General features: G+C 57.9%; 18 protein-coding genes. 14 read left to right on the top strand and 4 right to left on the bottom strand.

What is annotated here, in order from left to right; all coding sequences use genetic code 11:
* The first annotated feature begins 22 nt into the window (after nucleotides 1-22).
* The 7 genes from dapF (at nucleotide 23) to corA (ending at nucleotide 6,715) form a co-directional block, all read left to right on the top strand.
* On the top strand, nucleotides 23-847 hold the full coding sequence (gene dapF, locus L384_RS14315; RefSeq protein WP_022646661.1) for a diaminopimelate epimerase: 825 nt from the start codon (nucleotides 23-25) through the stop codon (nucleotides 845-847).
* Entirely contained in the window at nucleotides 844-1,551 is a 708-nt protein-coding gene (locus L384_RS14310; RefSeq protein WP_003860814.1) for a DUF484 domain-containing protein, read from the top strand. Before dapF ends, L384_RS14310 begins: the two co-directional genes overlap by 4 nt.
* A complete protein-coding gene (gene xerC, locus L384_RS14305) occupies nucleotides 1,548-2,450 on the top strand; it encodes a tyrosine recombinase XerC (protein ID WP_015570006.1) in 903 nt (300 codons plus the stop codon). The genes L384_RS14310 and xerC overlap by 4 nt, the downstream gene beginning before the upstream one ends.
* On the top strand, nucleotides 2,450-3,166 hold the full coding sequence (yigB, locus tag L384_RS14300; protein ID WP_003860811.1) for a 5-amino-6-(5-phospho-D-ribitylamino)uracil phosphatase YigB: 717 nt from the start codon (nucleotides 2,450-2,452) through the stop codon (nucleotides 3,164-3,166). Before xerC ends, yigB begins: the two co-directional genes overlap by 1 nt.
* 79 nt (nucleotides 3,167-3,245) lie before the next feature.
* The gene (uvrD, locus tag L384_RS14295; RefSeq protein WP_017383586.1) at nucleotides 3,246-5,408 is read left to right on the top strand and encodes a DNA helicase II; all 2,163 of its coding nucleotides are present in this window, start codon (nucleotides 3,246-3,248) and stop codon (nucleotides 5,406-5,408) included.
* Between the two features lie 149 nt (nucleotides 5,409-5,557).
* Nucleotides 5,558-5,614, top strand: coding sequence for a YsgD/CorL family protein (gene ysgD / locus L384_RS22700; protein ID WP_212743980.1), 57 nt, complete (start codon nucleotides 5,558-5,560; stop codon nucleotides 5,612-5,614).
* 150 nt (nucleotides 5,615-5,764) lie between these two features.
* A complete protein-coding gene (gene corA / locus L384_RS14290; protein ID WP_003860807.1) occupies nucleotides 5,765-6,715 on the top strand; it encodes a magnesium/cobalt transporter CorA in 951 nt (316 codons plus the stop codon).
* 83 nt (nucleotides 6,716-6,798) lie between these two features.
* Here corA and rarD read toward each other — a convergent pair whose 3' ends face one another.
* A complete protein-coding gene (gene rarD, locus L384_RS14285; protein WP_023323987.1) occupies nucleotides 6,799-7,695 on the bottom strand; it encodes an EamA family transporter RarD in 897 nt (298 codons plus the stop codon).
* A 51-nt stretch (nucleotides 7,696-7,746) separates the two neighbouring features.
* Nucleotides 7,747-8,214, bottom strand: coding sequence for an acyl-CoA thioesterase YigI (yigI, locus tag L384_RS14280; RefSeq protein WP_006812366.1), 468 nt, complete (start codon nucleotides 8,212-8,214; stop codon nucleotides 7,747-7,749).
* Nucleotides 8,215-8,374: 160 nt separating this feature from the next.
* On the opposite strand from yigI, the gene pldA reads away from it, so the two are divergent.
* From pldA to rhtC, 3 genes are all read left to right on the top strand, one after another.
* Nucleotides 8,375-9,244 carry a phospholipase A gene (gene pldA, locus L384_RS14275; protein ID WP_003860803.1) on the top strand — a complete coding sequence of 290 codons (870 nt, stop codon included), beginning with the start codon at nucleotides 8,375-8,377 and terminating at the stop codon, nucleotides 9,242-9,244.
* A 90-nt stretch (nucleotides 9,245-9,334) separates the two neighbouring features.
* A complete protein-coding gene (recQ, locus tag L384_RS14270) occupies nucleotides 9,335-11,164 on the top strand; it encodes an ATP-dependent DNA helicase RecQ (RefSeq protein ID WP_003860800.1) in 1,830 nt (609 codons plus the stop codon).
* 61 nt (nucleotides 11,165-11,225) lie between these two features.
* Nucleotides 11,226-11,846, top strand: coding sequence for a threonine export protein RhtC (rhtC, locus tag L384_RS14265; protein WP_023323988.1), 621 nt, complete (start codon nucleotides 11,226-11,228; stop codon nucleotides 11,844-11,846).
* On the opposite strand, the gene rhtB is transcribed toward rhtC, so the two are convergent.
* Entirely contained in the window at nucleotides 11,843-12,463 is a 621-nt protein-coding gene (rhtB, locus tag L384_RS14260) for a homoserine/homoserine lactone efflux protein (RefSeq protein WP_003860798.1), read from the bottom strand. The genes rhtC and rhtB overlap by 4 nt on opposite strands.
* Nucleotides 12,464-12,574: 111 nt before the next feature.
* Between rhtB and pldB the strand changes: the two genes are divergently transcribed.
* The 3 genes from pldB to L384_RS14245 all read left to right on the top strand — a co-directional run bounded on the left by pldB (nucleotide 12,575) and on the right by L384_RS14245 (nucleotide 15,381).
* Complete coding sequence (gene pldB / locus L384_RS14255; RefSeq protein ID WP_015570002.1) at nucleotides 12,575-13,567, top strand: lysophospholipase L2; 993 nt, start codon at nucleotides 12,575-12,577, stop codon at nucleotides 13,565-13,567.
* Between the two features lie 31 nt (nucleotides 13,568-13,598).
* Nucleotides 13,599-14,399 carry a sugar/pyridoxal phosphate phosphatase YigL gene (yigL, locus tag L384_RS14250; RefSeq protein WP_023299050.1) on the top strand — a complete coding sequence of 267 codons (801 nt, stop codon included), beginning with the start codon at nucleotides 13,599-13,601 and terminating at the stop codon, nucleotides 14,397-14,399.
* 82 nt (nucleotides 14,400-14,481) lie between these two features.
* Complete coding sequence (locus L384_RS14245) at nucleotides 14,482-15,381, top strand: carboxylate/amino acid/amine transporter (protein WP_003860795.1); 900 nt, start codon at nucleotides 14,482-14,484, stop codon at nucleotides 15,379-15,381.
* On the opposite strand, the gene metR is transcribed toward L384_RS14245, so the two are convergent.
* A complete protein-coding gene (gene metR, locus L384_RS14240; RefSeq protein ID WP_015570000.1) occupies nucleotides 15,269-16,222 on the bottom strand; it encodes an HTH-type transcriptional regulator MetR in 954 nt (317 codons plus the stop codon). The two genes, L384_RS14245 and metR, sit on opposite strands and share 113 nt — an antisense overlap.
* Nucleotides 16,223-16,339: 117 nt before the next feature.
* Between metR and metE the strand changes: the two genes are divergently transcribed.
* Nucleotides 16,340-18,601, top strand: coding sequence for a 5-methyltetrahydropteroyltriglutamate--homocysteine S-methyltransferase (gene metE / locus L384_RS14235; RefSeq protein ID WP_023315188.1), 2,262 nt, complete (start codon nucleotides 16,340-16,342; stop codon nucleotides 18,599-18,601).
* Nucleotides 18,602-18,610 lie beyond the last annotated feature (9 nt).

Raw genomic sequence — 18,610 nt, forward strand, 5'->3', positions numbered from 1 at the left:
TACCCGCGCAATGGAGCAAATGATGCAGTTCTCTAAAATGCATGGCCTTGGCAACGACTTTATGGTCGTCGACGCGGTAACGCAGAATGTCTTTTTCTCCCCGGAACTGATCCGTCGTCTGGCGGATCGACACGTGGGCGTGGGGTTTGACCAGCTGCTGGTGGTGGAGCCGCCTTACGATCCTGACCTGGACTTTCACTATCGCATTTTTAACGCCGACGGCAGCGAAGTTTCCCAGTGCGGCAACGGCGCGCGCTGTTTTGCCCGCTTTGTTCGGCTGAAAGGGCTGACCAACAAGCGCGATATCCGCGTCAGCACCGCCAATGGCCGGATGGTGCTCAGCGTCACCGACGACGAACTGGTGCGCGTGAACATGGGAGAGCCGAACTTCGAACCCTCTGCCGTGCCGTTTCGCGCCAACAAAGCGGAAAAGACCTATATCATGCGTGCCGCCGAGCAGACAGTATTGTGCGGCGTCGTCTCAATGGGTAACCCGCACTGCGTGATTCAGGTGGATGATGTGCAAACCGCGGCGGTTGAAACGCTCGGCCCGGTGCTGGAAAGCCACGAGCGCTTCCCGGAGCGGGCGAACATCGGTTTCATGCAAGTGGTGAAGCGTGAACATATTCGCCTGCGGGTTTACGAGCGCGGCGCGGGCGAAACCCAGGCCTGCGGAAGCGGTGCCTGTGCGGCGGTGGCCGTCGGTATCTCACAGGGGTTACTGGCAGAAGAGGTTCGCGTGGAATTACCAGGCGGTCGGCTTGATATCGCCTGGAAAGGAGCGGGTCATCCACTGTACATGACTGGCCCGGCGACACATGTTTATGACGGGTTTATCCATCTATGAAGCAACCAGGGGAAGAACTGCGGGAACCTGTAACAGAGCTGGACGACAGCACTGTTGTGGATTATTTGCTGCACAATCCTGAGTTTTTTATCCGCAATGCACGCGTCGTCGAACGGATGCGCGTGCCGCATCCGGTTCGCGAGACCGTGTCGCTGGTTGAATGGCACATGGCGCGCTCGCGCAACCACATCAATCAGCTCGAAGAGAACATGACGCTGCTGATGGAGCAGGCCAGCAATAACGAAAGCCTGTTCTACCGTCTTCTGCACCTTCAGGCGCGTCTGGCTTCCGCACACAGTCTCGAAGAGTTCCTCAACCGCTTCCACCGCTGGGCGCGCGAGCTGGGGCTGGCAGGCGCGACGATCCGCCTCTTCCCTGACCGCTGGCGCATTGGCGCGCCGTCCGGGTTTACCCATCTGGCGCTGAGCCGTCAGGCGTTTGAGCCGCTGCGCATTCAGCGTCTGGGCCATGAGCACCACTATCTGGGGCCGCTTAACGGGCCAGAACTGCTGGTGGTGCTGCCGGAAGCCAAAGCTATCGGCTCGGTGGCGATGTCGCTGATGGGGCGCGATGGTGACCTGGGCGTGATGTTATTTACCAGCCGCGACGCGCATCACTATGAACAGGGGCAGGGTACGCAACTGTTGCAGGAGATCGCCCTGATGCTGCCTGAGCTGCTGGAGCGCTGGATTGAGCGCGTATGACGGACGGATTGCTCGCCACTGACGTCAACCGCTTTCTGCGCTATCTGGGCGTAGAACGCCAGCTCAGCCCTATTACGCTGCTCAACTATCAGCGTCAGCTTGATGCCATCATGCAGATTGCCGATGAAATCGGCCTGAAAAGCTGGCAACAATGTGACGCCGCCACGGTACGCGGGTTCGTCGTGCGTAGCCGTAAAAAAAATCTCAGCCCGGCGAGCCTGGCGCTCCGGCTCTCTGCCCTGCGCAGTTTCTTCGACTGGCTGGTCAGTCAGGGCGGTCTGAAAGCCAACCCGGCAAAAGGGATCGCCACGCCGAAAGCCCCGCGTCATCTGCCGAAAAATATCGACGTCGACGACGTAAACCGCCTGCTGGATATCGATCTTAACGATCCGCTGGCCGTGCGCGACCGCGCGATGCTGGAGGTGATGTACGGCGCGGGCCTGCGTCTCTCTGAGCTGGTGAACCTCGACTTAAAGCACCTCGATCTGGAATCCGGCGAGGTGTGGGTAATGGGCAAGGGCAGCAAAGAGCGCCGCCTGCCGATCGGCCGCAATGCGGTCTCCTGGATTGAGCACTGGCTGGATCTGCGCGGGCTGTTTGGCGCCGACGAAGATGCGCTGTTCCTGTCGAAACTCGGCAAGCGGATCTCGGCGCGTAACGTGCAGAAGCGCTTTGCGGAGTGGGGCATTAAGCAGGGGCTGAACAGCCACGTTCACCCCCACAAGCTGCGCCACTCTTTTGCGACGCACATGCTGGAATCAAGCGGCGACCTGCGCGGCGTACAGGAGCTGCTTGGTCACGCGAATCTGTCGACCACCCAAATCTATACCCACTTAGACTTCCAACACCTTGCCTCGGTGTATGACGCGGCGCATCCACGCGCCAAACGGGGGAAATAATGCGTTTTTACCGCCCACTCGGTCAGATCTCAGCCCTGACGTTTGATCTTGATGACACCCTTTACGACAATCGTCCGGTGATCCTGCGTACCGAGCAGGAGTCGCTGGCGTTTGTGCAGAACTACCATCCTGCGCTGAAAACGATGCAGAACAAAGACTTCCAGAAGCTGCGTCAGTCCCTGCGGGAAACCGAGCCGGAAATTTACCATGACGTGACCGAATGGCGCCGCCGTGCGGTTGAGCAGGCGATGCTCAATGCCGGCCTGAGCGCGCAGGACGCGGCCACGGGTGCCGAAGCGGCCATGGAAAACTTTGCCAAATGGCGCAGTCGGATCGACGTGCCGCAGGAGACCCACGACACGCTGGCGAAGCTCGCCGAAAAGTGGCCGCTGGTGGCCATCACCAACGGCAACGCTCAGCCTGAACTGTTTGGTCTGGGGAACTATTTTCAGTTCGTTCTGCGCGCGGGCCCGCACGGACGCTCGAAGCCGTTCAACGATATGTATCATCTGGCAGCGGAAAAACTGGATTTGCCGCTCGGTGAGATCCTGCACGTGGGCGACGACCTGACCACGGACGTCGCCGGGGCGATCCGCTGCGGCATGCAGGCCTGCTGGATCAAGCCGGAAAATGCCGATCTGATGACTACGCCGGATAGCCGTCTTCTGCCGCACGTGGAAATTTCACGGTTGGCATCCCTCACGACGCTGATATAATCATCAATTGTTCTGTATAAATTAACAGGGTTTTGGCGAATGGAAACATTTGCCTGCCCGCCATGACGTGACGGTGCCAATGGACGTTTCTTACCTGCTCGACAGCCTTAATGATAAACAGCGTGACGCGGTTGCCGCCTCGCGTACAAACCTGCTGGTACTGGCTGGAGCGGGCAGTGGTAAGACGCGCGTGCTGGTTCACCGTATCGCCTGGCTACAGAGCGTGGAGAACTGTTCGCCGTACTCGATTATGGCCGTGACGTTCACCAACAAGGCAGCGGCGGAGATGCGCCACCGTATCGCACAGCTGATGGGCACCAGCCAGGGCGGCATGTGGGTTGGCACCTTCCACGGCCTGGCGCACCGTCTGCTGCGCGCGCACCATATGGACGCTAACCTGCCGCAGGATTTCCAGATCCTCGACAGCGAAGATCAGCTGCGCCTGCTGAAACGCCTGATCAAGGCGATGAATCTCGACGAGAAGCAGTGGCCGCCGCGTCAGGCGATGTGGTACATCAACGGTCAAAAAGACGAAGGGCTGCGTCCGCATCATATTCAGAGCTTCGGTAACCCGGTCGAGCAGACCTGGCAGAACGTCTACAAGGCCTATCAGGAAGCGTGCGATCGCGCCGGTCTGGTGGATTTCGCCGAGCTGCTGCTGCGCGCCCACGAGCTGTGGCTGAACAAACCGCATATCCTGCAACACTACCGTGAACGCTTTACCAACATCCTGGTGGACGAATTCCAGGATACCAACAACATCCAGTACGCCTGGATCCGCCTGCTGGCCGGGGATACCGGCAAGGTGATGATCGTAGGCGATGACGACCAGTCTATCTACGGCTGGCGCGGCGCGCAGGTGGAGAACATCCAGCGCTTCCTCAACGATTTCCCCGGCGCGCAAACCATCCGTCTGGAGCAGAACTACCGTTCTACCAGCAACATTCTGAGCGCGGCCAACGCCCTGATTGAGAACAACAACGGGCGCCTGGGTAAAAAGCTGTGGACCGATGGCGTAGACGGCGAACCGATTTCGATTTACTGCGCCTTCAACGAGCTCGACGAAGCCCGCTTCGTGGTGAACCGCATTAAAACCTGGCAGGAGAACGGCGGCGCGCTGGAGCAGTGTGCCATTCTCTATCGCAGCAACGCCCAGTCGCGCGTGCTGGAAGAGGCGCTGTTGCAGGTGAGCATGCCGTACCGCATTTATGGCGGTATGCGCTTCTTCGAACGTCAGGAGATCAAAGATGCGCTCTCGTATTTGCGTCTGATTGCCAACCGTAACGACGATGCGGCGTTTGAGCGCGTGGTGAACACGCCGACGCGCGGCATCGGCGATCGTACGCTGGACGTGGTGCGTCAGGCCTCGCGCGATCGTCAGCTCACGTTGTGGCAGGCATGCCGCGAGCTGTTACAGGAAAAAGCCCTCGCCGGGCGCGCCGCCAGCGCATTGCAACGCTTTCTGGAGTTAATCGACGCACTGGCGCAGGAAACGGCCGACATGCCGCTGCACGTCCAGACCGACCGGGTAATCAAAGATTCCGGCCTGCGCACCATGTACGAGCAGGAAAAAGGCGAGAAGGGCCAGACCCGTATTGAGAACTTAGAGGAACTGGTGACGGCAACGCGCCAGTTCAGCTACAACGAAGAAGACGAAGACCTGATGCCGTTGCAGGCATTCCTCTCTCACGCCGCGCTGGAGGCGGGTGAAGGGCAGGCCGATACCTGGCAGGATGCGGTTCAGCTGATGACCCTACACTCCGCGAAAGGTCTGGAGTTCCCGCAGGTGTTCATCGTCGGGATGGAAGAGGGGATGTTCCCGAGCCAGATGTCGCTGGATGAAGGCGGGCGTCTGGAAGAGGAGCGTCGTCTGGCCTACGTGGGCGTGACCCGTGCGATGCAGAAACTGACTCTGACCTACGCGGAAACCCGCCGCCTGTACGGGAAAGAGGTGTATCACCGTCCGTCGCGCTTTATCGGCGAACTGCCGGAAGAGTGTGTGGAAGAGGTGCGCCTGCGCGCCAGCATCAGCCGTCCGGTCAGCCATCAGCGTATGGGCTCGCCGATCTCTGAAACCGACACCGGTTACAAGCTGGGCCAGCGCGTGCGCCACTCGAAGTTTGGCGAAGGCACCATCGTCAACCTGGAAGGCAGCGGCGAGCACAGCCGTTTGCAGGTAGCGTTCCAGGGGCAGGGGATCAAATGGCTGGTGGCAGCCTATGCCAAGCTGGAAAGTGTGTAACTTTCAGAAAAATATCACTATTTTGTAATAATCTGCTAGCCTTATACGTTGAAGGTCAATTAATGCCCTTCAGCGTTCCGTTGCGTGTTGACGCCACAGTTATTGCTGGCGTAACATGCGCGCACGATTACGCTAAGAGGACATTCGCCTTGGACACACCCAGTAGATACTGGCTCAATTCCCTGTCATCCAGGAACAACTCCTAAGGCTATCTCCTCTTGCTGATGGCCTTAGTGGTTGTCAGCGACTGCATCATTCCCGTCGCGCTGAGTCAGGCTGTTTAATGGTCTGAAACCCAATTTGTTTCTGTGTGCCCACCGAACTGTCCGATATTTTTTGCATTGGGAGTCCCGGTCATGTTGAGCGCATTTCAACTCGAAAATAACCGACTGACTCGGCTTGAAGCCGAAGAGTCACAGCCCCTCATTGATGCCGTATGGGTGGATCTGGTCGAGCCGGACGACGATGAGCGCCTTCGCGTACAATCTGAACTGGGGCAAAGCCTGGCGACACGCCCGGAACTGGAAGACATCGAAGCCTCCGCTCGTTTTTTTGAAGACGAAGACGGCCTGCACATTCACTCCTTCTTCTTCTTCGAAGATGCCGAAGACCACGCGGGGAACTCCACTGTGGCGTTCACCATTCGCGATGGCCGCCTGTTCACCCTGCGCGAGCGCGAACTGCCTGCGTTTCGTCTCTACCGTATGCGCGCCCGCAGCCAGGCGATGATGGACGGTAACGCCTATGAGCTGCTGCTGGATCTGTTCGAAACCAAAATCGAACAGCTGGCGGATGAAATCGAAAACATCTACAGCGACCTGGAAAAGCTGAGCCGCGTGATCATGGAAGGCCATCAGGGTGATGAGTACGACGAAGCGTTGTCCACGCTGGCAGAGCTGGAAGATATCGGCTGGAAGGTGCGTTTGTGTCTGATGGATACCCAGCGCGCGCTGAACTTCCTGGTGCGCAAGGCGCGTCTGCCGGGCGGTCAGCTGGAGCAGGCGCGTGAGATCTTACGCGATATCGAATCCCTGCTGCCGCACAACGAATCCCTGTTCCAGAAGGTCAACTTCCTGATGCAGGCGGCGATGGGCTTCATCAACATCGAGCAGAACCGCATCATCAAGATCTTCTCGGTGGTGTCCGTGGTGTTCCTGCCGCCGACGCTGGTAGCCTCCAGCTACGGGATGAACTTCGAGTTTATGCCGGAACTGAAGTGGAGCTTTGGCTACCCGGGGGCGATTATCTTTATGATCCTCGCCGGGCTGGCGCCGTATCTGTACTTTAAGCGGAAGAACTGGCTGTAAAAATCTGGCGGGTGGCGCTGCGCTTACCCGCCCTACGATCGAATTCCCTCTCCCTGTGGGAGAGGGTTAGGGTGAGGGCAACATCACAGCCCTTTGCGCACCCTGCGCTGGGTATAAATCGCATCCGCAACAAAGATGGCCAGCGCCACCCAGATAAAGGCGAACGTCACCATCTTATCCGCACCCGGCACCTCGCCGTAAAACACCACCGCCAGCAGGAACATCAGCGTCGGGCCAATGTACTGGAAGAAGCCCAACGTGGAGAGGCGCAGACGCGTTGCCGCGCCGGTGAAGCACAGCAGGGGAATCGTCGTGACCACGCCCGCGGCTATCAGCATCAGGTTCAGCGACCATGGGTTGCTGCCCATGTGGCTGGTGGCGCTGTCGGCAATACTGAACAGGTAGATCGCGGCGACAGGCAGCAGCCACAGGGTTTCAAACAGCATTCCCGTCTGCGCTTCCACGGCGATTTTTTTACGCACCAGGCCGTAGAAGGCAAAGCTGAACGCCAGCCCCAGGGCGATAACCGGCAGTGAGCCGAAGGTCCACAGCTGTACCAGCACGCCGCAGAAGGCCAGAATCACTGCCACCCACTGCATCCGGCGAAAGCGCTCGCCGAGGAAAATCATCCCCAGCAAAATATTGACCAGCGGGTTAATAAAGTAGCCCAGGCTGGCTTCGAGCATGTGATGGTTATTCACCGCCCAGATAAACAGCAGCCAGTTTCCGCCAATCAGCACCGCAGAGAGGGCGAGCAGGAAGACCTTCTTCGGGGTTTTCAGCAGCGTTTTGACGCCTGACCACTGACGGCTGATACTCATCAGCGCAATCATGAAGAAAAACGACCAGATGACGCGGTGAGTGAGGATCTCGTCCGCCGGAACATAGGCAATAAGTTTGAAGTACGCCGGTGCTATACCCCAAATAAAATAAGCGGCAAGGGCGAGTAAAACGCCCTGCCGCGTCTGTTTAGCATCCATCGGGAAAATCCGTTACAAAAAAGTGAAGTAATTTTACCCGAATTTGCCGTCTCAACCCACCATATAAGTGGCGGTTGCGCTGGCGATATAAACCTGCTCCTCGTTATGCAGCTCAACGCGGGCGACGGCAACTTTATTCCCGGCGCGCAGCAGGCTGCTGGTACAGGTGAAGCGGTTTCCGCGTCCTGGGCGCAGGTAGTCGACGCGTAAATCGATGGTGCCCATGCGCGACAGGCGCTGGCGTAATTCATCTTCGTTGATGGTGTCGTGGCGCGTCAGCGTGCTGCCCACGCACACCAGACCGGCCGCCACGTCCAGCGCGGAGGCAATTACCCCGCCGTGCAAAATGCTTTGCGCCCAGTTACCGACCATCATTGGCTGATTATTGAAACTCAGCTGAGCGAAGTCTTTTTCGTATCGCTCCAGCTCAAGACCCAGTGCACGGTTGAACGGCATGTGGTACACAAAAATCTCGCCCACGAGCTTTAAGGTTTCTTCGGCGGTGAGTGTGGCTGACATCTGACGTGGCATCCTTGTTGTTAACAAAATGTTGATTTTATGCTTCAGGATAAAGGAATGCCACTTTAAGAAACGAGGAAGCGGAAGTTATCGCAGAAGTCTGTAGAATGCCCGGACAAAACTATTCATTAAATGTCACCATTTCAGGAGAACACCACCGATGCGGACGTATCTGGGTTGGTTACTGGCGGCGGTTGCGCTGCCCCTCACAGCATATGCGCAGGAAGCGACGATCAAAGAGGTGCATGATAAACCTGCCGTTAAGGGTAGCATCATCGCCAATATGCTTCAGGAGCATGACAATCCGTTCACGCTGTACCCGTATGACACAAACTACGTGATCTACACCCAGACCAGCGATCTCAACAAAGAGGCGATAAGCTCCTATAACTGGTCTGATAATGCGCGTAAAGATGAGGTGAAGTTCCAGCTCAGCCTCGCCTTCCCGTTCTGGCGCGGCATCCTGGGGCCGAACTCGGTACTTGGCGCGTCCTACACGCAGAAGTCATGGTGGCAGCTCTCCAACAGCGGGGAATCATCACCGTTCCGCGAAACCAACTATGAACCGCAGCTGTTCCTCGGTTTCGCCACCGATTATGAGTTTGCAGGCTGGACGCTGCGAGACGTGGAGGTGGGCTATAACCACGATTCCAACGGTCGTTCCGACCCAACCTCACGCAGCTGGAACCGCATCTATACGCGTCTGATGGCGCAGAACGGCAATTTCATGGTGGAAGTGAAGCCGTGGTACGTAGTAGGCAGCACCGATGACAACCCGGATATCACCAAATATATGGGCTACTATCAGCTTAAAGTGGGCTATCAGCTGGGTGACGCGGTGCTGAGTGCCAAAGGCCAGTACAACTGGAATACCGGCTACGGCGGTGCAGAGCTGGGCCTGAGCTACCCGGTAACGAAACACGTTCGTCTCTATACCCAGGTGTATAGCGGCTACGGCGAATCGCTGATCGACTACAACTTCAACCAGACCCGCGTCGGTGTGGGCGTCATGCTGAACGATATTTTCTAAGCTGCTCGAATGTTTTTGCGTTAAACGTTGAAGTTTCTCTCTCAGGCGCTGAAAATAGCGCCTGTTTCATTTCTGGCATATGGGGTTAACGTGGCGCAGGCGGAAGTATTGAATCAGGAATCGCTGGCTAAACAGGTTTTGCATGAAACCTTTGGCTACCAGCAGTTCCGTCCTGGCCAGGAAACCATCATTGAAACCGTTCTGGAAGGCCGCGATTGCCTGGTGGTCATGCCGACCGGCGGCGGTAAATCGCTCTGCTATCAGGTGCCCGCGCTGGTGCTTAATGGCCTGACGGTTGTGGTATCACCCCTTATTTCCCTGATGAAAGACCAGGTCGACCAGCTGCTCGCCAACGGCGTGGCGGCGGCCTGTCTTAACTCAACGCAAACTCGCGAGCAGCAGCAAGAGGTGATGGCCGGGTGCCGCACCGGACAGGTTCGCCTGCTGTATATCGCGCCAGAGCGCCTGATGCTGGACAACTTCCTCGACCACCTGGCGCACTGGAACCCGGTGCTGCTGGCGGTGGATGAAGCGCACTGTATCTCCCAGTGGGGGCACGATTTCCGCCCGGAATACGCCGCCCTCGGCCAGCTTCGTCAGCGCTTCCCCGAGCTGCCGTTTATGGCGCTTACCGCCACGGCGGACGACACCACGCGTCAGGACATCGTTCGCCTGCTGGGACTGAACGACCCGTATATTCAGGTCAGCAGCTTCGACCGCCCGAACATCCGCTATATGCTGATGGAAAAGTTCAAGCCGCTGGATCAGCTCCTGCGCTACGTGCAGGAGCAGCGCGGCAAGTCCGGCATCATCTACTGCAACAGCCGCGCAAAGGTGGAAGACACCGCTGCGCGTCTGCAAAATCGCGGCTTTAGCGCGGCGGCATACCATGCCGGGTTAGAGAACCACATCCGCGCCGATGTGCAGGAAAAATTCCAGCGCGACGACCTGCAAATTGTGGTCGCAACGGTGGCGTTCGGGATGGGGATCAATAAGCCCAACGTGCGCTTTGTGGTGCATTTCGACATTCCGCGCAATATCGAATCCTACTATCAGGAGACCGGCCGCGCCGGGCGTGACGGCCTGCCTGCGGAAGCGATGCTGTTTTACGACCCGGCGGATATGGCGTGGCTGCGCCGCTGTCTGGAAGAGAAACCGCAGGGGCAGTTGCAGGATATCGAACGCCACAAGCTTAACGCGATGGGGGCCTTCGCCGAAGCGCAAACCTGCCGCCGTCTGGTGTTGCTCAACTACTTTGGTGAAGGGCGTCAGGCGCCGTGCGGCAACTGCGATATCTGCCTCGACCCGCCGAAGCAGTACGATGGCCTGATGGACGCGCGCAAAGCGCTCTCGACTATCGGACGCGTGAACCAGCGCTTTGGGATGGGCTACGTCGTTGAAGTGCTGCGCGGGGCTAACAACCAGCGTATCCGCGATATGGGTCACGACAAGCTGCCGGTTTACGGCATCGGGAAAGACCAGAGCCATGAGCACTGGGTGAGTATTATCCGCCAGTTGATCCACCTCGGCTTTGCCACGCAAAATATTGCCCAGCACTCTGCGCTTCAACTGACCGAAGCGGCGCGACCGGTCCTGCGTGGCGAGGTTGAACTGAAGCTCGCCGTTCCGCGCGTCGTCGCCCTGAAGCCGCGCGTGATGCAAAAATCCTACGGCGGTAACTACGACCGCAAGCTGTTCGCCAAGCTGCGTAAGCTGCGTAAAGCTATTGCCGATGAAGAGAACATCCCGCCATACGTGGTGTTCAACGACGCGACGCTGATCGAGATGGCCGAGCAAATGCCGCTCAGCGCCAGCGAGATGCTCAGCGTCAACGGCGTCGGCACGCGCAAGCTGGAGCGCTTCGGTAAAGAGTTTATGGCGCTCATCCGTTCCCACGCTGATGGTGATGATGAGGAGTAGTCAGCCGGGCGAAAAAGTGCCAGGATGGTGACTCACTGTATTATTTCCCCGCGAGCTAATTATGTTAATGCTATTTCTCACCGTGGCGTTAGTGCACATCGTTGCGCTGATGAGCCCAGGCCCTGATTTTTTCTTCGTGTCGCAAACGGCCGTCAGCCGCTCCCGCAAAGAGGCGATGATGGGTGTGCTCGGTATTACCATGGGCGTCATGGTCTGGGCGGCGGTTGCGCTGCTCGGTCTGAACCTGATCCTGGCGAAAATGGCGTGGCTGCATAACATCATTATGGTTGGCGGCGGTCTGTACCTGTGCTGGATGGGCTACCAGATGCTGCGCGGGGCGCTGAAGAAAGAAGAGAACAAGCCGGAAGAGCCAAAGGTTGAGCTGGCAACGGGCGGCCGTAGCTTTGTGAAAGGGCTGCTGACCAACCTGGCGAACCCGAAAGCAATTATTTACTTCGGCTCGGTATTCTCGCTGTTTGTGGGGGATAACGTCGGCGCGGGCGCGCGCTGGGGGATCTTCCTGCTGATCGTTGTGGAAACGTTCGCCTGGTTTACCGTTGTGGCAAGCCTGTTTGCCTTACCGGCGATGCGTCGCGGCTACCAGCGCATCGCGAAGTGGATCGACGGCTTCGCCGGCGCGTTGTTCGCCGGCTTCGGCATTCATCTCATCATTTCTCGCTAAGCATGACGCGCTGACGCAAGCAGCGCGCCAACCAGCATAAACAGCGAACCAAAGACTTTGTTCAGGGCCTTCATCTGCTTAGGCCCTTTGATCCACGCCGCAATTCGCTGCGCCAGCGTCGCGTAACCAATCATCACAATGATATCGACAATAATGGTGGTTGCGCCCAGCACCACGTACTGCATCACCTGTGGCTGATGCGGCACGATAAACTGCGGGAACAGGGCGGCGAGGAACACGATGCTTTTCGGGTTGGTCAGGTTAACGAACACCGCGCGCTTAAACAGGTGGCCGCGTGTTTGCGTCCGGGAGAGCGTATGCAGATCAATCGAGCCAGCGGCGCGCCACTGCTGAATGCCCAGCCAGATAAGATACGCTGCGCCAGCCCATTTCAGCACCTCGAAGGCCAGCACCGAACGGGAGAACAGCGTGCCCAGACCAATCCCCACCAGCACAATATGAATGCCAAGCCCGGTCTGTAAACCGGCGATTGACGCCACCGCGCCGCGATAGCCGTGATTAATTGAGGTGGTCATGGTGTTGATTGCGCCCGAGCCAGGTGAAAGGCTGAGGATGATGGATGTCAGCAGGTAGGCGAACCACCACTCGAAGGTCATTTGAAACTCCCGGATCGTCTGTTTTTATGCCACAATACGCTATTGTTGAGTCATTTTGTGACCGGTGACGAAAAAAACGATATTCCCTGAATTACGGGGGGTGGAAACCCAATGTTTCAGCAGAAAAAGGACTGGGAAACACGAGAAAACGCATTTGCTGCTTTCTCCATGGGGCCGCTGACCGATTTCTGGCGCCAGCGTGAGGAAGATGAGTTTATGGGCGTCGGGGAAATCCCGGTACGCTTCGTTCGTTTCCGTGATGAAAAAAATGACCGGGTGATTGTGGTCTGCCCCGGGCGCATCGAAAGCTATATCAAATATGCCGAGCTGGCGTATGACCTGTTCCATCTGGGCTTTGATGTGTTAATTATCGACCATCGCGGGCAGGGGCTTTCCGGCCGGATGTTACCGGATACCCATCGCGGCCACGTGGATAACTTCAGCGATTACGTCGACGATCTGGCCGCGTTCTGGCAGCAGGAAGTGCAGCCCGGACCGTGGCGCAAGCGTTATATTCTTGCCCACTCCATGGGGGGCGCGATCTCGACGTTGTTTTTGCAGCGCCATAAGCACCAGTGCGACGCCATTGCGCTGACCGCGCCGATGTACGGCATTGTGATACGTTTTCCTGACTGGATGGTGCGCCATCTTCTCGACTGGGCTGAGGGCCATCAGCGCATTCGAGAAGGCTATGCCATCGGAACAGGACGCTGGCGGGCGTTACCGTTTGCCATCAACGTGTTAACCCACAGTCGGCAGCGTTATCGGCGCAACCTGCGTTTTTATGCCGATGAACCGCGTCTGCGGGTCGGCGGCCCCACCTGGCACTGGGTGCGGGAAGGTATTCATGCCGGTGAACAGGTGCTGGCAGGCGTAGGCGATGATGACACGCCGACGCTCCTGATCCAGGCGGAAGAAGAGCGTGTGGTGGATAACCGCATGCATGACCGCTATTGTGAACTTCGCGCCGCTGCGGGCCATCCCTGTGAAGGGGGTAAACCGCTGGTCATCAACGGTGCGTACCATGAGATCCTTTTTGAAAAGGACGCTATGCGCTCAGTCGCGCTCAACGCCATTGTTGAATTTTTCAACAGGCATAACTGATTATTGTTTTCCACCAGAGGTTGAAATCCCTATGTACCAGGTTGTTGCATCTGATTTAGATGGCACGCTGCTTTCCCCCGACCACACCCTGTCGCCTTATGCGAAAGAGACCCTAAAACTCCTGACTGCCCGTGGCGTGAACTTCGTGTTCGCCACCGGTCGCCACCACGTGGACGTGGGGCAGATCCGCGATAACCTGGAAATCAAGTCGTACATGATCACATCTAACGGTGCGCGCGTACATGACACGGACGGCAACCTGATTTTTACCCATAATCTCGATCGTGACATCGCCACTGATTTGTTCGGCATTGTGCATAACAACCCGGATATCGTGACTAACGTTTACCGCGACGACGAGTGGTTTATGAACCGTCATCGCCCGGACGAAATGCGTTTCTTCAAGGAAGCCGTCTTCAACTACTCCCTGTATGAGCCGGGTTTGCTGGATCCTGAAGGGATCAGCAAGGTATTCTTTACCTGCGAAAGTCACGAAGCGCTGCTTCCGCTGGAGCAGGCGATCAACGCCCGCTGGGGCGACCGCGTGAACGTGAGCTTCTCCACGCTGACCTGTCTGGAAGTGATGGCGGGCGGGGTGTCCAAAGGTCACGCGCTGGAAGCGGTCGCGAAGCGTCTGGGCTTTGATCTGAAAGACTGTATCGCCTTTGGCGATGGCATGAACGATGCCGAGATGCTCTCCATGGCGGGTAAAGGCTGCATCATGCAGAACGCGCATCAGCGCCTGAAAGATCTGCACCCGGAGCTGGAAGTGATTGGCACGAACGCAGACAACGCGGTACCTAAGTATTTGCGCAAACTGTTCCTTGAATAATCTTCATTTGATTGTTTATTGTTCAGATGTCAACTAAAGAGTTCGCTACAATGCCTCTCCTTCTTTCTGAGAGACAAGCATTGTGGCGCTACTCATTATCACGACTATCCTGTGGGCCTTCTCCTTTAGTCTGATTGGCGAATACCTTGCCGGATCGGTCGACAGCTACTTTTCGGTGCTGATGCGCGTGGGGCTGGCGGCGCTGGTGTTCCTGCCGTTCCTGCGTACCCGCGGGCAATCGCTAAAAACTATTCTGCTGTACATGCTGGTAGGCGCGATGCAGCTCGGCATCATGTACCTGTTCAGCTTCCGGGCCTACGTTTACCTGTCCGTCTCGGAATTTCTGCTCTTCACCGTGCTGACGCCGCTCTACATCACGCTGATTTATGACTTGCTCAGCAGGCGCCGCCTGCGCTGGGGATATCTGCTGAGCGCTGCGCTGGCAGTCATTGGCGCGGCGATTATTCGCTATGACAAGGTAAGCGATCACTTCTGGACCGGGCTGATGTTCGTCCAGCTCGCTAATATCAGCTTTGCCATCGGGATGGTGGGTTACAAACGCCTGATGGAGACCCGCCCGATGCCGCAGCATAACGCGTTTGCGTGGTTCTATATGGGCGCGGCGATTGTCGCGATTGCGGCATGGTTTATGCTCGGCAACCCGCAAAAGCTGCCGACCACCCCCGTGCAGTGGAGCGTTCTGGTCTGGCTGGGCGTGGTGGCCTCGGGGCTGGGCTATTTTATGTGGAACTACGGCGCTACGCAGGTAGACGCCGGAACGCTGGGGATCATGAACAACGTGCACGTGCCGGCGGGGCTACTGGTGAACCTCGCCATCTGGCAGGAGCAGCCGCACTGGCCGAGTTTCCTTATTGGGGGAACGGTGATCCTGGCTTCGCTGTGGGTACATCGCCGCTGGGTCGCTCCGCGCTCCGCACAAACGGAAGATGGTCGCACGCGTGGTTCCGCGCTGAGCGAATAAACGCTTCCGTAATTGGCTGACGTTGCTCGCCATCGCGCACGGCGGCGTACAGCCGGCTCCACAGTCCTTCACCCAGGGTTTTGGTAACCACCAGACCCTGGCGTTCAACCGTCTCGACCACCCAGTGCGGCAGCGCCGCAATCCCCATTCTGGCCGCCACCATCTGAATTAACAGCAGCGTGTTATCCACGCTTTTCAGCTGTGGGCTGATGCCCGCGGGTTGCAGGAAATGGCGCCAGATATCCAGACGACTGCGCTGTACCGGGTAAATCAGCAGCGTCTCCGTTGCCAGATCTTCCGGCGTGATACGCGTTTTGGCGGCCAGCGGATGGTCCGGGGCCAGCACCAGACGCACCTCAAAATCAAACATTGGCGAATAGTGCAGACCGCTGCGTGGCAGAATATCTGAGGTCATCACCAGATCCAGCTCACCCTGCTGAAGCGACGGCTGCGGATCAAACGTGACGCCGGATTTGAAGTCCATCTCCACCTGCGGCCACTTCTGGCGGAAGTTCTCAAGCGCGGGGGTCAGCCACTGAATACAGCTGTGACACTCAATGGCGATGCGCAGGGTGGTCTGCTGCGGCTCGTTGCAGGACTGCAACGCGCTGGCAATCTGCGGCAGCACCTGGTTCGCCAGCTGAAGCAAAATTTCGCCCTGCGGCGTAAAGCGCAAAGGCTGGCTCTTACGCACAAAAAGACGAAAGCCGAGGCGTTGTTCCAGATCGCTGAACTGGTGAGAAAGGGCAGACTGAGTCTGGTGCAGCGTGGCCGCTGCCGCCGCAAGAGAACCGCAGTTCCGCAACGCTTGTAGCGTTTTCAGGTGTTTAATCTCGATCATGAAAGTCCTTCACTTCGGCATGAACATTTTGCGCTTGAGGAATATACAGTACCTGCCAATTATAGAAGTGTAAACATCTGGACGTCTAAATAACGAATTTCTACAAGGGGTATGCCCATGACAATCCGCACTCACACTCTCGGTTTCCCTCGCGTTGGTCTGCGTCGCGAGCTGAAAAAAGCGCAAGAAAGCTACTGGGCGGGTAACGCCACCCGCGAAGAACTGCTGGCGGTGGGACGCGAGCTGCGCGCGCGTCACTGGGATCAGCAAAAACAGGCGGGCGTAGACCTGCTGCCGGTGGGCGATTTCGCCTGGTACGACCATGTTCTGACCACCAGCCTGCTGCTTGGCAACGTGCCGGCTCGTCATCAGAACAACGATGGATCGGTGGATATCGATACCCTGTTCCGCATCGGCCGTGGCCGCGCGCCAACGGGTGAGCCAGCGGCAGCGGCGGAAATGACCAAGTGGTTTAACACTAACTATCACTATATGGTGCCGGAGTTCGTTAAGGGCCAGCAGTTCAAACTGACCTGGACCCAGCTTCTGGATGAAGTGGACGAAGCGCTGGCGCTGGGTCACCAGGTGAAACCCGTGCTGCTGGGGCCGGTCACCTACCTGTGGCTGGGCAAAGTGAAAGGTGAGCAGTTCGACCGCCTCAGCCTGCTGAACGATATTCTGCCGGTTTATAAGCAGGTGCTGATTGAGCTGGGTAAGCGCGGTATTCAGTGGGTGCAAATCGATGAACCGGCGCTGGTGCTTGAGCTGCCGCAGGCGTGGCTGGATGCCTTCAAACCGGCGTATGACGCGCTCACGGGCCAGGTGAAGCTGCTGCTGACCACCTATTTCGAGGGCGTAACGCCTAACCTCGACACCATTACTGCGCTGCCGGTTCAGGGTCTGCACGTTGATCTCGTTCACGGCAAAGACGATGTGGCAGAGTTGCACAAGCGTCTGCCTGCGGAGTGGCTGCTCTCTGCCGGTCTGGTGAATGGTCGTAACGTCTGGCGTGCCGATCTCACCGAGAAATATGCACAAATTAAGGACATTGTCGGTAAACGTGAATTGTGGGTAGCCTCTTCCTGTTCCCTGCTGCACAGCCCGATCGACCTGAGCGTAGAGACCCGACTCGACCCTGAGGTGAAAAGCTGGTTTGCCTTTGCCCTGCAAAAGTGTGAGGAGCTGGCTCTGCTGCGCGACGCGTTGAACAGCGGCGACACGGCAGCGATTACCGACTGGAGCGCTCCGATCCAGGCGCGCCGTCACTCGACGCGCGTGCATAACCCTGTGGTGGAAAAACGTCTGGCGGCCATCACCGCCCGGGACAGCCAGCGCCAGAGCCCGTATGAAGTGCGCGCCGAAGCCCAGCGTGCGCGCTTTAACCTGCCCGCGTGGCCGACCACAACCATCGGCTCCTTCCCGCAGACTACCGAGATCCGCGGCCTGCGCCTGGACTTCAAAAAGGGCAATCTGGATGCGAATCACTACCGCACCGGCATTGCGGAACACATCAAACAGGCGATCGTCGAGCAGGAACGTCTGGGTCTGGACGTGCTGGTGCACGGCGAGGCCGAGCGTAACGATATGGTGGAATACTTCGGTGAACACCTGGACGGCTTTGTCTTTACCCAGAACGGCTGGGTGCAAAGCTACGGCTCCCGCTGCGTGAAGCCGCCGGTGGTGATCGGTGACGTCAGCCGCCCGGAAGCGATCACCGTGGAGTGGGCGAAGTATGCCCAGTCTCTGACCGACAAACCGGTAAAAGGCATGCTGACGGGGCCGGTGACCATTCTCTGCTGGTCGTTCCCGCGTGAAGATGTTTCCCGGGAAACCATCGCCAAACAGATCGCCCTGGCGCTGCGTGATGAAGTGGCGGATCTGGAAGCGGCGGGGATTGGCATCATTCAGATCGACGAACCGGCGCTGCGTGAAGGCTTGCCGCTGCGTCGCAGCGACTGGGATGCTTACTTACAGTGGGGCGTGGAGGCGTTCCGCCTCAACGCGGCCGTCGCGAAGGACGACACGCAGATCCACACCCACATGTGTTACTGCGAATTTAACGACATAATGGACTCCATTGCCGCGCTCGACGCCGATGTGATCACCATCGAGACCTCGCGTTCAGACATGGAGCTGCTGGAGTCGTTCGAAGAGTTCGACTACCCGAACGAAATCGGGCCGGGCGTGTATGACATTCACTCCCCTAACGTGCCGAGCGTGGAGTGGATTGAATCGCTGCTGCAAAAAGCGGCCCAGCGCATCCCGGCGGAACGTCTGTGGGTAAACCCGGATTGCGGCCTGAAAACCCGTGGCTGGCCTGAAACCCGCGCGGCGCTGGCGAACATGGTGCAGGCGGCGCAGAATTTGCGTCAGGCGTAGTGGGGCTGG

The organism is Enterobacter sp. MGH 38, from assembly GCF_000492855.1.
Lineage (GTDB): Bacteria > Pseudomonadota > Gammaproteobacteria > Enterobacterales > Enterobacteriaceae > Enterobacter > Enterobacter hormaechei_C.